14 protein-coding genes and 5 tRNA genes are annotated in these 14366 nt (G+C 39.6%); 17 read left to right on the top strand and 2 right to left on the bottom strand.

Annotated elements, in window-relative coordinates; all coding sequences use genetic code 11:
- Positions 1-178 precede the first annotated feature (178 nt).
- The gene (locus tag ACHJH3_RS10355; RefSeq protein ID WP_407064730.1) at positions 179-547 is read right to left on the bottom strand and encodes a hypothetical protein; all 369 of its coding nucleotides are present in this window, start codon (positions 545-547) and stop codon (positions 179-181) included.
- A gap of 108 nt (positions 548-655) precedes the next feature.
- Here ACHJH3_RS10355 and ACHJH3_RS10350 point away from each other — a divergent pair, with 108 nt between their 5' ends.
- The 8 genes from ACHJH3_RS10350 to ACHJH3_RS10315 all read left to right on the top strand — a co-directional run bounded on the left by ACHJH3_RS10350 (position 656) and on the right by ACHJH3_RS10315 (position 9565).
- On the top strand, positions 656-1477 hold the full coding sequence (locus tag ACHJH3_RS10350; RefSeq protein ID WP_407064729.1) for a CsgG/HfaB family protein: 822 nt from the start codon (positions 656-658) through the stop codon (positions 1475-1477).
- 150 nt (positions 1478-1627) lie between these two features.
- Positions 1628-2479: a 16S rRNA (adenine(1518)-N(6)/adenine(1519)-N(6))-dimethyltransferase RsmA gene (gene rsmA / locus ACHJH3_RS10345; RefSeq protein ID WP_407064728.1), complete on the top strand. Its 852-nt coding sequence runs from the start codon at positions 1628-1630 to the stop codon at positions 2477-2479.
- Positions 2436-4607 (top strand): ribonuclease J, encoded by a 2172-nt coding sequence (locus tag ACHJH3_RS10340; protein WP_407064727.1) that lies wholly within the window; start codon positions 2436-2438, stop codon positions 4605-4607. The genes rsmA and ACHJH3_RS10340 overlap by 44 nt, the downstream gene beginning before the upstream one ends.
- 8 nt (positions 4608-4615) lie before the next feature.
- A complete protein-coding gene (locus tag ACHJH3_RS10335) occupies positions 4616-5578 on the top strand; it encodes a KpsF/GutQ family sugar-phosphate isomerase (protein ID WP_407064726.1) in 963 nt (320 codons plus the stop codon).
- A 14-nt stretch (positions 5579-5592) separates the two neighbouring features.
- Positions 5593-6357 carry a pseudouridine synthase gene (locus ACHJH3_RS10330; protein ID WP_407064753.1) on the top strand — a complete coding sequence of 255 codons (765 nt, stop codon included), beginning with the start codon at positions 5593-5595 and terminating at the stop codon, positions 6355-6357.
- A 92-nt stretch (positions 6358-6449) separates the two neighbouring features.
- Positions 6450-6887: a DUF417 family protein gene (locus ACHJH3_RS10325; RefSeq protein ID WP_407064725.1), complete on the top strand. Its 438-nt coding sequence runs from the start codon at positions 6450-6452 to the stop codon at positions 6885-6887.
- Positions 6888-7062: 175 nt separating this feature from the next.
- A complete protein-coding gene (locus ACHJH3_RS10320) occupies positions 7063-7440 on the top strand; it encodes an ArsR/SmtB family transcription factor (protein ID WP_407064724.1) in 378 nt (125 codons plus the stop codon).
- A gap of 1 nt (position 7441) precedes the next feature.
- Positions 7442-9565 carry a heavy metal translocating P-type ATPase gene (locus ACHJH3_RS10315; protein WP_407064723.1) on the top strand — a complete coding sequence of 708 codons (2124 nt, stop codon included), beginning with the start codon at positions 7442-7444 and terminating at the stop codon, positions 9563-9565.
- Between the two features lie 126 nt (positions 9566-9691).
- Here ACHJH3_RS10315 and ACHJH3_RS10310 read toward each other — a convergent pair.
- Positions 9692-9767, bottom strand: a tRNA-Ala gene (locus ACHJH3_RS10310).
- Positions 9768-9875: 108 nt separating this feature from the next.
- Here ACHJH3_RS10310 and ACHJH3_RS10305 point away from each other — a divergent pair.
- The 9 genes from ACHJH3_RS10305 (at position 9876) to ACHJH3_RS10265 (ending at position 14108) form a co-directional block, all read left to right on the top strand.
- Positions 9876-9950: transfer RNA gene (locus ACHJH3_RS10305), tRNA-Gly, on the top strand.
- Between the two features lie 20 nt (positions 9951-9970).
- Positions 9971-10056 (top strand) — tRNA-Leu (locus ACHJH3_RS10300).
- Between the two features lie 15 nt (positions 10057-10071).
- A tRNA-Cys gene (locus ACHJH3_RS10295) sits at positions 10072-10145 on the top strand.
- Between the two features lie 21 nt (positions 10146-10166).
- Complete coding sequence (locus tag ACHJH3_RS10290) at positions 10167-10322, top strand: hypothetical protein (protein WP_169943102.1); 156 nt, start codon at positions 10167-10169, stop codon at positions 10320-10322.
- A gap of 30 nt (positions 10323-10352) precedes the next feature.
- Positions 10353-10442: transfer RNA gene (locus tag ACHJH3_RS10285), tRNA-Ser, on the top strand.
- Between the two features lie 307 nt (positions 10443-10749).
- The gene (locus tag ACHJH3_RS10280; protein WP_407064722.1) at positions 10750-11928 is read left to right on the top strand and encodes a MalY/PatB family protein; all 1179 of its coding nucleotides are present in this window, start codon (positions 10750-10752) and stop codon (positions 11926-11928) included.
- A 187-nt stretch (positions 11929-12115) separates the two neighbouring features.
- Entirely contained in the window at positions 12116-12592 is a 477-nt protein-coding gene (gene moaC / locus ACHJH3_RS10275; RefSeq protein ID WP_407064752.1) for a cyclic pyranopterin monophosphate synthase MoaC, read from the top strand.
- Positions 12567-12830 (top strand): HP0495 family protein, encoded by a 264-nt coding sequence (locus tag ACHJH3_RS10270; protein ID WP_407064721.1) that lies wholly within the window; start codon positions 12567-12569, stop codon positions 12828-12830. The genes moaC and ACHJH3_RS10270 overlap by 26 nt, the downstream gene beginning before the upstream one ends.
- Positions 12831-12839: 9 nt before the next feature.
- On the top strand, positions 12840-14108 hold the full coding sequence (locus tag ACHJH3_RS10265; RefSeq protein ID WP_407064720.1) for a hypothetical protein: 1269 nt from the start codon (positions 12840-12842) through the stop codon (positions 14106-14108).
- Positions 14109-14366: the final 258 nt, after the last annotated feature.

Below are 14366 nucleotides of genomic sequence, written 5' to 3'. Positions count from 1 at the left end.
AATTTAGCAAAACTACCTTTGGGTTTTATTCGACAACTATTAAGAAAGAATTACAATCATTAAAATTTAATAGTTACAAAAACTAGCAGTATTAAAATTTTATAAATTTGATATAGAAGCAAGAATCACCGATTTTCATTTAAAAATCATCACTGCTACTTTAATAAATATAGTAAATTTATCTTAGACGAATGCCAATTTCAATCTCAGGCTCTCGCTTTCTATTATAATCGTATTTATAGTTATATTCTTGGTCGTAATTATAGTGCTTATTGTCATAATATCTTCTATCGTAGTCATAGTTGTAGTTATCCTTATAATGATGACCACTTTCTTGTCTTATACCGTTTTCTCTCATATACTGCTTCATTATCTCGTTTCTATAGTCTGATCTGGATTTTTTTTCAAAGGGGTCTTGGATGATTAAAATTGTATCTAAATTTGATTTATTTTTTGGAATGATTATCAAAGTTTCTCTTGAATTATCATAAGCATATAAATTCATAAAACAAATTACACCAAAAATCAATAAAGCAATTTTTTTCATGACCATCTCCTTATATAATTTATAAAAATTCTACAGTAAAAATCGTTAAGTTAAAGTAAAATTTTAGAATAGGTATATTAAAATCTCAAAAACATCAAGGAGTAAATAATGCTTAAACATTTCACAAACAAGTTAGCAAAAGTTGCTATATTATCATTGCCTTTAATACTTACGGGCTGTTTATCGTCTATGAATATGGGTTCAAGCAGTGCAAAAACCGCCGCTACAGGCTCTGCAGGTGGCGAGAATGCTCAAAACGCAAATGCAAAACTTCAAAGATGTGATAAATCACTTGGAACGGTTGTAATTTATGAGGATAGAGATTCGGATTGGTATAGTATTTTAAGCAGAGACTATAGGCTTCCTTCTACAATACCTGTCATAAGGCTTCTTGCACAACAATCAAATTGCTTTGTTGTCGTTGAACGCGGCAAAGCATTCAACCAAATGATGGAAGAGCGCGCCTTAATGAAGTCCGGCGAACTTAGAGCTAAGTCAAATTTCAAAAAAGGTCAAATGGTAGCAGCCGACTACACATTAACGCCTTCTATTATATTTAATGCTCGAGATACTGGCGGTATTGGCTCTATTGTTGGTGCATTATTTGGAAATGTTGCCGGTGCCATAGGTGGCGGTTTTAAAACAAGTGAGGCCGCAACTGTGCTAACACTTATAGAAAATCGCTCAGGTGTGCAATTAGCTGCAGCTGAAGGAAGTGCGAGTAATATGGACTTTGCAGGACTTGGCGGACTATTTGGCGGCTCTGCGGGTGGCACACTTGGAGCATACTCCAAAACTCCTGAAGGCAAAGTCATAGTAGCCGCATTTACCGATTCAATGAACAACCTAATCGAAGCCGTTAGAAATTACAAAGCTCAAAGCGTTAAAGGTGGATTAGGAGCCGGTGGAGCACTCAAAGTTTCTGAATAAATTTGGGCCTTTTGGCTCAAATTTATTCTTTGAATTTTAACTGTATTTATAGATTTATGACTATTTACATCTATCACGACTTATCTCTGTTCAATATTGAATATTGATCAAATAAACTTTTTATAAGCAAAGTTTGGATAAATTTGCCAAATGATCAAGGCAAAGAAACATTTTGGACAAAATTTTTTACACGATCAAAATGTGCTGAACAAAATCATCCAATCGATTCCCAAAGATATGCAAAATATAGTAGAAATTGGGCCTGGCTTAGGTGATTTGACGTCAAAAATTTTGCAAATTTCAGATTCGGTTACGAGCTACGAGATAGATAGCGAGCTTTACGAACTGCTTGAAAAAAAGTTTGCAAAAGAGATCAAAGACGGACGATTAAGACTTTTTTGCGTAGATGCGTTAAGTCGGTGGGACGAAAGCGGTTTGAGTGAGACAGACTACTTTTTAACGGCAAATTTGCCCTACTACGTCGCCACCAAGATGATTTTAAACGCTATCGAAGATGAGAGATGTCGCGGGCTTGTTGTGATGATACAAAAAGAGGTCGCGGTCAAATTTAGCGCCAAAGGCGGTGAGAGCGAATTTAGCGCACTGGCGATTTTAGCTTCGCTTCAAGGTGGCTGCGAGCTACTTTTTGACGTGCCAAGCGAGTGTTTTAACCCGCCTCCAAAGGTAACCTCATCTGTTATAAAGATCCAAAAAAGCAAAAATTTGATAGGCGAAAATGCTGTTTTTAATACCGAATTCGAGTATGAAAAATTTAAAAAATTTCTAAAAACCGCTTTTAGCGCACCGAGAAAGACGCTTAGTAAAAATTTATCGGCAAATTTCGATAAATGCTTGCTGGCTGAAATTTACGGCGAGCTAAATTTGAGCCAAAATTTACGTCCTCACGAGATCGATGTCAATCTTTATCTAAAAATATTTGAAAAATTAAAGGTAAAAGATGAACGAAGACAAAGTTGTAGTCTCCAAAGGAAAGAGCAATAAAAAGCGAAGATTTCGCCCGAAAAACAAAAATAATCAAGGCGAAAACAATGCAGAAATAAGTGCCGAACAAAAAGCGAGCAATAACGTTATAGATAATTTTTTTGCGACCTCTTTTGACGGCGAAACGCAAAATAAAAGCCACGAAAGCTCCGCTAAACAAAACGGCAAAAAAGCCAACTCAAAGCAGCACAAAAAACAAAATTCTCAAAATGGCGGACAAAATTCTCAAAACAATTCAAAAAACGGCAAGAAAAACGCTGAAAATAAAAATACCAGCGCTCAGCACAATAACCAAAACGGCTCAAACGATGATGCACAAAAGCCAAAAAAGAGTAAAAAACCGAAAAAAAATTTGCCGGCCAAACTAAACGGCAACGAGCAATGGCAACAAGACATCGCAAGCGCGATAGAGGCGAACAAAGCCACTCATGAGCTTCGCCTTGAACCGCTAAAATATCTAAATTCAAGCGATCACAAAGTCCGTGTAACTCCTCTTGGCGGACTTGGCGAGATCGGCGGAAATATGACGGTATTTGAGACCGAAACAAGCGCGATAATCGTAGATATCGGCATGAGCTTCCCAAGCGAGAGCATGCACGGAGTTGATATACTTATACCTGATTTTGACTACGTGCGAAAGATAAAAGACAAGATAAAAGGCGTTATCATAACTCATGCTCACGAAGATCACATCGGTGCGGTGCCGTATTTTTACAAAGAGTTTAAATTCCCTATCTACGCCACGCCCCTTCCGCTTGGAATGATAAATAATAAATTTGAAGAGCATGGGCTAAAACAGGAGCGTTCGCTATTTCGCTCGGTTGAAAAGCGAAAGCCTTATCTGATCGGTGATTTTGAAGTGGAGTGGATACATATAACTCACTCGATTATCGATTCATCCGCACTTGCCATTACGACAAAGGCGGGCACGATCTTGCACACGGGCGACTTTAAGATAGATCACACGCCCATAGACGGCTATCCGACCGACTTAGGACGTATCGCATACTACGGCGAGCGAGGTGTGCTGTGCTTGATGAGTGATAGCACAAACAGCTATAGAGAAGGTATCACAAAGAGCGAAAGCAGCGTAGGAAAGACCTTTGACGCGATATTTGCCAAATCCAAAGGGCGCGTGATAATGAGTACATTTAGCTCAAACATTCACCGCGTATATCAGGCTATCGAGTGGGGGCTTAAATATAACCGCAAAGTCTGCGTCATCGGCAGAAGCATGGAGCGAAACTTATACACCGCAATGGAGCTAGGCTACGTAAAGCTTGATAAGAAAATTTTCATAGATGCAAATGAAGTAGGCAAATACAAAGACAACGAGGTGCTAATCGTAACCACTGGCAGCCAAGGCGAAACGATGAGCGCGCTATATCGCATGGCGACCGATGAGCATAAATATATAAAAATCAAGCCGACCGATCAGATCATAATAAGCTCTAAAGCAATCCCGGGAAATGAAGGAAGCGTATCGACGGTGCTAAATTTCTTAATAAAATCAGGCGCAAGCGTAGCGTATCAGGATTTTAGCGAAATTCACGTAAGCGGACACGCCGCACAAGAGGAACAAAAGCTCATGATCCGACTAACGAAGCCTAAATTTTTCCTTCCGGTTCACGGCGAATACAACCACATCGCAAAGCACAAAGAGACAGCCATAAGCTGCGGAGTGGACGAAAGAAACATATATCTTATGAGTGATGGCGATCAGGTTGAAATTTGCCAAAAATACATGAAACGAGCAAAAACCGTTAAGACCGGTAAAGTCTTTATAGATAATCAAATCAACAAGCAAATTTCAGACGATGTCGTTATCGACCGTCAAAATTTAGCGGAAGCGGGCGTAGTCATGATCATCGCTCAAATTTCACGCCACAGCCAAAAGCTCATAAACAAACCGCGCGTAGTTAGCTACGGTCTTGTTGCAGACAAGCAAGACGGGGAATTTAGCAAAGAGATGGAAGAGGTGCTCGTTCAGTTTTTAAGCAACGTAAAAGAGGAGCTGCTAAAAGACAGTCGCATGCTTGAAAGCCAAGTGCGCCAAGTAATAAGAAAACATATATTTAGAAAAGTGAAAAAATACCCGACTATCGTTCCGATAATTTATTTGATGTAAGGTTTAAAATGGAAGATATGATACAAATAGCAAGCGAAGTGCTAAAAGAAGAGGCCGCCGAGCTCATTCGTCAGGCTAACAAGCTTGGAAGCGAGATAGATGAGGCGGTAAATTTGATGTATAACGCCAAAGGCAAGGTTATCGTAACGGGAGTCGGCAAGAGCGGCCATATAGGCGCTAAGATCGCTGCCACGCTTGCAAGTACGGGCACGCCAAGCTTTTTTATACACCCGACCGAAGCGATGCACGGCGACCTTGGCATGATAGATGAAAACGACGTTGTTTTGGCGATAAGCTTTAGCGGCGAGAGTGATGAGCTCGTGCGAATTTTGCCGCATATCAAGCGATTTGGTATCAAGATAATCGGCATGGCAAAGAGCAAGGAAAGTAGCCTTGGCAAATTTAGCGATGCGCTTTTAAATTTAGACATCATCAAAGAGGCCTGCCCGCTAAATATCGCTCCGACAACATCAACCACGCTAACCTTAGCACTTGGCGACGCGCTTGCGGTTTGCCTGATGAGAAAAAGAGAATTTAAGCAAGAGGATTTTGCAAATTTCCACCCGGGCGGAAGCCTTGGCAAAAGGCTATTTGTCAAGGTCAAAGACGTGATGAAAACGCAAAATTTACCGATTATAAAAGATAATGTTAGTTTAAAAACCGCGATTGATGCTATGACTCACGGCAAGCTTGGCAATGTACTACTGGTTGATGGCGAGGGCAAATTAAAAGCCGTTTTAAGCGACGGGGACTTGCGTAGAGCGCTCATGAGCGAGAGCTTTGACATCAACGAAAAAGCGATAACTTACGCAACTAAAACGCCAAAAACACTAACAAACAAAGAGATGTTAGCGATAGATTCGCTAAGGCTGATTGAAGAGTATAAGATCCAAATTTTAGTAGTGCTTGACGAGAGCGAAAGACCAATCGGAGTGCTACACATACACGATTTATCGAGCTTGGGGCTATGATGGAAAATTCAAAAATGAGACTAAATAAATTTATCTCGCACAACACAAGCTACTCACGCCGAGAGGCTGACGAGCTCATCAAAAACGGCAAAGTTAGCGTAAATAACCGAGTTGTTAGCGAGCTTGCCACAAGCGTTAGCGATGAAGATAAAGTTAAGATAAACGGTCGCCTGGTGAAGCTTAAAAAGGATTTTACAGTGATCATCTATCACAAACAAAAGGGCGAGCTCGTTAGCAAAAAAGATGATCGCGGACGAAAGACGATATATGATAGCTTGCCGCGAAATTTTGCTAAATTTGTAAGCGTTGGCAGGCTTGATTATGCGAGCGAAGGGCTTTTGTTGCTAACTGACGCACCTGCAATCGCAACTGCGCTCATGGAAAGCGACATAGAAAGAATGTACTATCTAAAAGTGAAAGGTGAAGTAGGGCAGGAGGTGATAACCGCGATGCAAGAGGGCTTTTTCGCCGCAGACGCAACCAAAGGCGCGCATGCTAAAACCGAGATCAAATCAATGGAATTTAAGCCTTTTCTAGCATATAAAATTTTTGGCTCAAGTGGTGGATACACAAAGCTAAAGGTTATAATAAACGAGGGCAAAAACCGTGAACTAAGAAGGTTTTTTGGATATTTCGACCTTGAAGTCATGGATCTAAAGCGAGTGAGTTTCGGCCGAGTTGATCTTGGCATGCTAAAGCCCGGCAAATGGCGCTACTTTGAAAACAGCGAATACGAAGATCTAAGGGATTTTTTAAAAACCAACAAAATTCGCTACTAAATTTAGCCGATTTTCTCGGCTAAATCTCAAATTTCACACTACATAACACTTCTTTTATTACAATTTTGCAAATTTTAAAAAATAGGACAAACATGCAAAATCTAATTCATAAATTTATAAATTCGGAATTCGAGATCAAATTCGCAAGATTTGCGCTCATCTTAGTGCTGTTTTTATTTGGCAACTACAAATGGTTTGAGTTTGAAGTAGAGCTTTTAAAGCCGATCATCTCTGGCACTTGGCTAAATTTTCTCTATACTATTTTCGGCTTTCACGGAGCAAGCTATTTTCTAGGAGTTGTTGAAAGTATCGGATATATCGCACTTGCGGTTGGATATAAAAAGCCAAAAGCCGGAGTTTTAGGTTCACTTATCGTTATCATGACGGGTTTTACCACACTTAGCCTTATGCCACAACTTGGCAAGCCAGATGGCTTCATACTAAAAGATATTTTCATGGTCGCACTTGGCTTTATAATCCTAAAATACGATCTAATCAGAATAAAAAAGCTCGCAACCAAGCCTCGCTAGTCTAAATTTTACACTTTTAAACTCGCACGATAAATAAGCCTAATCGCTAAAAATCCGTGCGGGTTAATAAATCAAATTTGGCTTTTAATTTCAGCAAATTTCATCCTTGACAAACTATTTTTAAAATTATATACTTGCTCAAATGAATAATTGTTCATATATAAAGGCAAAAAAGATGCAAGAAAATATACAAAATAACGATTTACAAGCGGTTTGTGAAAGCACGATCATACATCAAGATGTGATAGAAAAAGTAAAAAACGAGCTGAAAAGCGAAGAAATCCTATACGATCTTGGCGATTTTTTTAAAATTTTAGGCGACACGACGAGGATAAAAATTTTAAGCGCACTATCCAAATCGCAAATGTGTGTCTGCGATATCGCGGCACTTTTTGGCATGAGCCACTCGGCCATCTCGCATCAACTTAGAGTGCTTAAGCAAGGAAGGTTAGTTAAACACAAAAAGCAAGGTAAGGTGGTTTATTATTCGCTTGATGACGAACACGTAAAAAGCATCATCGAACAAGGGCTTACACACATCATGGAGAGATAAAATGAGCACCAAGATAACTCTATCGCTTGAAAATTTAACTTGCGCTAATTGCGCTGCGAAGATCGAAGCGAAAATAGCAAAAATGCACGGTATCAAAGAGGCGAATTTAGACTTTTTGGGGCAAAAAATTTCAATAACAAGCGACAAAAAAATAAAGACAAATGAGTTTATCAAAGAAATTCAAGCTCTCGTTGACAGCATAGAAGACGGCGTGCTAGTAAGTGAGAAAAAGGCGAATTTAAATTCGCATAAAAGCCTGCAAGAAAATACCAAAACAAAACTCATAGCCCTTAAAATAGCGGTGGGGTCGGTGATATTTGCCTTCGCTCTTGCCGCACCTATCGATCATGGGCTTAAATTTGCCCTGCTTTTCATAAGTTACCTGATAATAGGCGGAGGAGTTGTGGTAAATGCCTCTAGAAACATCATAAAAGGACGTGTATTTGATGAAAATTTCCTTATGAGTATAGCTACGATCGGGGCTTTTGCTATAGGCGAGTACTCCGAAGCTGTTGCGGTTATGCTTTTTTACAGGATAGGCGAGCTGTTTCAAGAAACGGCTGTAAATAAATCTCGCAAATCAATCGCCTCGCTAATGGACATAAGGCCTGAATTTGCAAATTTAAAACTCGGTGCACAGGTGCAAAAAGTCTCGCCACAAAAGGTTCAGATAGGAGATCTCATCGTCGTAAAACCGGGCGAAAAAGTGCCTCTTGACGGCGAGATCGTAGAGGGATTTTCGACCTTTGACACCTCCGCGCTAACAGGAGAATCTTTGCCAAAAGAGATCGGCGTAGGGCAAAGCGCACTAAGCGGCTATATAAACAAAAGCGCACTGGTAACGATAAGGGTAAGTAAAATTTTTGCCGAATCAACGGTTTCAAAGATACTTGATCTGGTTCAAAACGCAAGCTCCAGAAAATCAAAAACCGAAAATTTCATCACTAAATTTGCAAGATACTACACGCCAAGCGTAGTTTTTATCGCTCTTATAATCGCCTTTGTCCCGCCGCTTGTGTTTAACGAAGAGCTTGCGGCTTGGGTTTATAAAGCGCTTGTGTTTTTGGTTATCTCATGCCCTTGCGCACTTGTGGTTTCAATCCCGCTTGGGTTTTTCGGCGGGATCGCAGGAGCTTCAAGGCACGGCATACTCATCAAGGGTGCAAACTATTTAGAAGCTCTAAACAGTGTGGATACTGTCGTATTTGATAAAACAGGAACGCTCACAAAGGGAATTTTCAAAGTAAGCCAAATTGAGCTAAACGACAAAAATTTACAAATAAAAAACCAAGAGGAATTCCTAAAGCTAGTAGCTCACGCGGAATTTTTCTCAACCCACCCGGTAGCAACTTCGATCGTAAAAGAGTATGAAAGAACAGGCGGCAACATAGACGAGTCGCTCGTGCTTAAATTTGAAGAGATAGCAGGGCAGGGTATAAAAGCAAACATAAACGACAAAGAGATAGTGGCGGGTAATGCTAAATTTATGCTCTCGCAAGGAGTTGAATTCAAAGCTTCAGCCCAACTTGAAACGGTGCTTTATGTAGCCATAGACGGTAAATTTGCAGGTAAATTTATAATAACCGACGAGCTAAAAACAGATGCCAAAGAGGCAATTTTGCAAATCAAAAAAGAGGGTGCAAAAGAGATAGTAATGCTAACGGGCGATAATCAAAATATCGCCCAAAACATCGCAAATAAACTTGGTATAACAAAATTTTTTGCAGAGCTTTTGCCGACGCAAAAGGTTGAAATTTTGGAAGAAATTTTAGCCCAAAAAGCAGGGCAGGGCAAAGTGGCTTTCGTGGGAGACGGCATAAATGACGCGCCCGTGCTTGCAAGAGCCGATGTGGGAGTGGCTATGGGCGCAGCAGGAAGCGACGCGGCTATAGAAGCTGCCGATATCGTCATAATGAACGACGAGCCATCAAAAGTGGCAACCGCCATCAAAATAGCTAAAAAAACCCGCACCATAGTCTGGCAAAATATCGTATTTGCACTCGGCGTGAAAGTCGCGATCATGATAATGGGAGCTTTGGGATACGCAACTATGTGGGAAGCAGTCTTTGGCGATGTTGGCGTGGCGCTGATAGCGATATTAAATTCTATCAGGGCGATGAGATAGCCTAAGTTAGGTATGTTTTGGCTAAAAAGAGAAGTATTGTTTTAAGAGATTTATTACAAATGTCGTAAAAATCAAATAGCTAGTTATACTGGGTTAAAAAGAAATATGGTTATCAGACATAAGAAATGGTGGAGTTAAGCGGGATCGAACCGCCGACCTCTTGAATGCCATTCAAGCGCTCTCCCAGCTGAGCTATAACCCCAAAAAGTATTTGGTGATTATATACATATTTCACTTACAAAAAATTTAATTTTATCAAAAATAAAATATTTTTTTAAGCATAGTTGGGATAAAATTACACTTTCAAAATGCGGGAATAGCTCAGGGGTAGAGCACAACCTTGCCAAGGTTGGGGTCGCGAGTTCGAATCTCGTTTCCCGCTCCATCAGTTTTTTGGGAATTTATGCCCGGGTGGCGGAATGGTAGACGCAAGGGACTTAAAATCCCTCGGTAATTTTACCGTACCGGTTCAAGTCCGGTTTCGGGCACCATAAATTAAGCTAAAAGGCGACATGGCCAAGTGGTAAGGCAGAAGCCTGCAAAGCTTTTACCCCCGGTTCGAATCCGGGTGTCGCCTCCAAAACGACATAAGGAGAAAAAGATGCGTTATGTTTTAGTACTTTTATCTGCGGTCCTTTTGATGGCTGGCTGTTCAAATACCTGGCGAGGTGTCAAGCAAGATACCAACAAAGCGGTTGAATGGTCTAAAGACAAAGTTAACGACGGGGCTACCTACGTTAAAGAAAAAACTGAATAAATTTGGCTAAATTTAGCCAAATTATGATCTCGGGAGATGGCTGAGTGGTCGAAAGCGGCGGTCTTGAAAACCGTTGAGGTGTGAAAGCCTCCGGGGGTTCGAATCCCTCTCTCCCGGCCATTATTTAGCTCTAATCATCTTTTAAATTTCTCATAAAAAATCAACTTATAAAAGCTGTTTGTAAAATTTCACATATCTACAAATGTAATTTAAAAAGATTTCTTTGATTGGAAAGCCAAATAGAAACTTAAATTCAACAAAGCCATGATTTAAAACTTTTGTTTTATAGAATATATTTGATAGTACAATCAAAAACCACAATAATCAAAGCGTGAAAGATCGCGATTAAGAATTTAAGCATAAAACGATAAAATTTCAACCAAAAAAAGAGCTAAAAAAGAGTGCAAAATAAAAATAAAGGCGAAATATGAGATATGATTTTGATAAAGTTATAAATAGGCGTGGCTTAGACTCAGTAAAATGGCGTTGCAAAGAGGATGAGCTGCCGATGTGGGTAGCGGATATGGACTTTGAATGCGCGCCTGAAATTTTAGCTGCACTTCAAAATCGCCTTAATCACGGCATATTTGGATACTCAACTCTGCCCACAGAGTGGCAAAGTTCGATTTGTTCGTGGTGGAGCAGAAGGCACAAGGTTGATTTTAAGCCTGAGTGGCTTATCTCCTGTAGCGCGGTGGTACCGGCGATTGCGAGCATAATACGTAAATTTTCTTGCCCCGGAGATAAAATCTTAGTCCAATCTCCTGTTTATCATGCGTTTTTTAATATCATCATAAATAACGGCAGGCAAATTGCAGACAACAAGTTAATTTATAATTCGCAAGAGTATGAAATCGACTTTATAGATCTTGAAAACAAGCTTAAAGATCCGCTCACTCGCATAATGTTGCTTTGCAATCCGCACAATCCTATAGGCAAAATTTGGAGCAGAGCAGAGCTTGAAAAGATCGCCAAGCTATGCTACGAAAACGACGTTTTGTTAGTGTCTGATGAAATCCACTGCGATATCGTAGATCCTAAGCTTAACTACACTCCCATGGCTTTAATTGAAGAGTATTTTCAAAACTGCATAACCTGCATCTCGCCTAGCAAGAGCTTTAATATCGCGGGCATTCAGGGTGCCATGGTCGTAACTCCAAATGAAAATTTAAAAGATCTTATAAAGCGCGCTTTTGATAACGATAAAATTGCCGAAAACAACGTATTTAGCGCAGTAGCAACGATAGCTGCGTATAATGAAAGCGAGGTGTGGCTTGATGAGCTTAGAGAGTATATCTATACTAATAAAATTTTGGTGCGGGAATTTTTACAAGGCGAAATTCCAAGCATCAAGCTCGTTCATTCGACGGCTACTTATTTGCTTTGGCTTGACTGCTCGCAAATTTGTGATGATTCGAGTAAATTGCAAAAATTTCTAAGAAGCAAATTTGGGCTTTGGGTATCTGAGGGCGGAGCGTTTGGAGGTAACGGCAAACAGTTTTTACGCATGAATATAGCATGCCCTAAAGAGCTCTTAAAAGATAGCTTAAGCCGTCTTAAAAAGGGAATAAACGCTTTTATAAATAGCGAAAAATCGCAATTTTGAATTTTATTTGCAAATTGGCAAACTATTAACTTTGAGTTGGGATAAAATTTAAAACACTTAGATATTATTTCATTGTCCGACAAGAAAAACCTCCTTTTTGTAACAACTCAATATGCGCCCTTTAACGAGGGTGCATATTTATCTCCCCTTTAATAGCTTTTGATATAATCCAAATTAAAAAAGGATAATCATGCTAACACATTTAGACGAAAAAAATCGCCCGAAAATGGTTGACGTAAGCGAAAAATCGCCCACTACGCGCATAGCCGTAGCAAGCGGTATCATAAAAATGAGCCAAGAAGCCTTTAGCGCGATCAAAGAAAATACGGGCAAAAAAGGTCCCGTGCTTCAAACCGCCGTAGTTGCTGCGATCATGGGTGTTAAAAAAACAAGCGAATTAATCCCGATGTGTCATCCGCTACTTATCAGCTCGGTTGATTGCGATATCGTTGAGTTACCCGAAATGACGGCCTTTAAATTAATCGTAAGCGTTAAGATCGAAGGCAAAACAGGCGTTGAAATGGAGGCGCTCACAGGCGTTAGCGTGGGGCTTTTAACCATATACGATATGATAAAAGCCATAGATAAGTCCATGCAAATAACAGATATAGCGCTTGAAAGCAAAACAGGAGGAAAAAGTGGCGAATATTCACGAAATAAATGAAAAACCAAATATCAAATACCCCGCTTTATGGGAGTATAAATTTATACTTGAAGCGGGCATAAACGCTCAAAATACCATAGACGAACTAGTAAAAGGTCGCGAGTATGAACTAAAATTTTCCAAATTCAGTTCGGATAAAAAATACGCCAGCTACAACTTAAAGCTAACCGTAAATTCAGAAAAAGAGCGCTTAGAGATATTTAACGCTATCAAAAATCGCGCCAAATACGTTTTATAAAGGAAAAATATGCAAAATAAAATTTTTCTTCACACGCTTCAAGAGAACAAGGACAATCCGCAAATTTTAGTCCTTATCCGTGAGCTTGCATTTGATCTTAGCAAGAAAAAATTCAAAGAACTAAAAAGCGATCAAGAGCTAAACGAAGAGGTCTCAAATACTTTTGGGCAAATGTGTGAAATTCTAAGATCGGAAAATTTACTCAACTCAAAAAGCGTTGCAAATCTTATAGACGGCATCACGAGTGCGGCAAGCGAGTCAAAAGAGCAGTTTTTGTATAAGTTGATTTATGAAAAAGAGCGCATAGAAAAGCAGATCGATGATCAAATTTATGATATCAAACGCACCATACAAGCCACTCTTGAAAGCATTGAAAGCCACATACAAAATGGCGAATTTGAAGAAAAAGAGCAAATTTTAAACGCGATTGACGATGCTATGCTTTGCGATTTGCAGATGCTTGGAATCCTTCGCGAAACTACCGAAGCGGCGTTTTTGACTACCATAGAAAAGGGCGAGGACGTAAGAGATACGAGCGCAGAAATAGCTAAAAATATCGTATATAGCGCGATAAATGAGGGTGTGTTTAGCAAAATTCGCTTCCTTGAGATCGCAGAAGTCGTCATAGAAACCGCCGTAACTATTGCAAACGAAGATCACAGCTTTGCAAAAGAGCTTATAAACGGCTCGGTAACCGGTGCAAGAGACGGAATTTTAAAAGCGATTGAGAAATTTAAAGAGGAGATGAAATTCGCTCCGGATAGCGAAAATTTGATAAAAAGCTCAAAAGAGCTGGTTAGGATAGAAGATGACTTCGTAACCATGCTTAAAAATCTAATGCAGCGCTCAAACGACCCTGCGGCAAGTATCATCAGCGATCTTTTAGAAAATACGCTGGATAGTTATTTTGCGAAATTTAAGCGCATGCAAAACGAGATCAGCGACCAGCTTGCAATAAGACTTGAAGAGCTTAAGATGAATGAAAATATCAACAAGTTCACACAAAGTGCAAGTGTTAAATTTGAGACTTTGAAAAAAGAATTTAACGAAAAAAGCGATAAATTGATGGAAAATCTTGAAGTCAATGAAAAGCTTGAAGCGCTTAAAAAAGAGATAGCCGAATTTGAGAAAAAGGCTTCAGAAAAGCTTGAAGGCATAAAATACGAAGAAATCGGCGAAAATTTAAAAACCAAAGCCAAAAAACTCGGCGACAGGATCTATGAGAGTGCGGAAAATTTCATAAAAACCGCAAAAGAAAAGATAAACAAAAAAGATTAGTTATGAGATGTTAGAGGCGTATCTCGCCTCTAATTTTATTTATATTGCAAGCAAAGGCACAAAAAATCGCTCTATCCATAAGAGCAAATTTATCTAAACCCGCTTAAGCTCATAAAACCGCAATTTATTTGCTTAAATTTAACCCAAACACAAACATCCTGCAAGAATTTCTAAAGGCGGGAATCAGTCCAAAAATCCTACCTCTAAGACTCCATCTGTTTTTATACATATCCATCATTGTGCCTGTTTTTAGATGTT

Source organism: Campylobacter canis (assembly GCF_045504005.1).
Lineage (GTDB): Bacteria > Campylobacterota > Campylobacteria > Campylobacterales > Campylobacteraceae > Campylobacter_A > Campylobacter_A canis.
This window is presented reverse-complemented; position numbering and strand designations above follow the sequence as displayed.

Excerpts from the sequence above, each read along its gene's own strand:
- ACHJH3_RS10355 (WP_407064730.1), bottom strand. The coding sequence starts at position 547 with ATGAAAAAAATTGCTTTATTGATTTTTGGTGTAATTTGTTTTATGAAT.
- ACHJH3_RS10280 (WP_407064722.1), top strand. The coding sequence starts at position 10,750 with ATGAGATATGATTTTGATAAAGTTATAAATAGGCGTGGCTTAGACTCA.
- ACHJH3_RS10290 (WP_169943102.1), top strand. The coding sequence starts at position 10,167 with ATGCGTTATGTTTTAGTACTTTTATCTGCGGTCCTTTTGATGGCTGGC.
- ACHJH3_RS10315 (WP_407064723.1), top strand. The coding sequence starts at position 7,442 with ATGAGCACCAAGATAACTCTATCGCTTGAAAATTTAACTTGCGCTAAT.
- rsmA (WP_407064728.1), top strand. The coding sequence starts at position 1,628 with ATGATCAAGGCAAAGAAACATTTTGGACAAAATTTTTTACACGATCAA.
- ACHJH3_RS10330 (WP_407064753.1), top strand. The coding sequence starts at position 5,593 with ATGAGACTAAATAAATTTATCTCGCACAACACAAGCTACTCACGCCGA.
- ACHJH3_RS10335 (WP_407064726.1), top strand. The coding sequence starts at position 4,616 with ATGGAAGATATGATACAAATAGCAAGCGAAGTGCTAAAAGAAGAGGCC.
- ACHJH3_RS10325 (WP_407064725.1), top strand. The coding sequence starts at position 6,450 with ATGCAAAATCTAATTCATAAATTTATAAATTCGGAATTCGAGATCAAA.
- ACHJH3_RS10265 (WP_407064720.1), top strand. The coding sequence starts at position 12,840 with ATGCAAAATAAAATTTTTCTTCACACGCTTCAAGAGAACAAGGACAAT.
- ACHJH3_RS10340 (WP_407064727.1), top strand. The coding sequence starts at position 2,436 with ATGAACGAAGACAAAGTTGTAGTCTCCAAAGGAAAGAGCAATAAAAAG.
- ACHJH3_RS10350 (WP_407064729.1), top strand. The coding sequence starts at position 656 with ATGCTTAAACATTTCACAAACAAGTTAGCAAAAGTTGCTATATTATCA.
- ACHJH3_RS10320 (WP_407064724.1), top strand. The coding sequence starts at position 7,063 with ATGCAAGAAAATATACAAAATAACGATTTACAAGCGGTTTGTGAAAGC.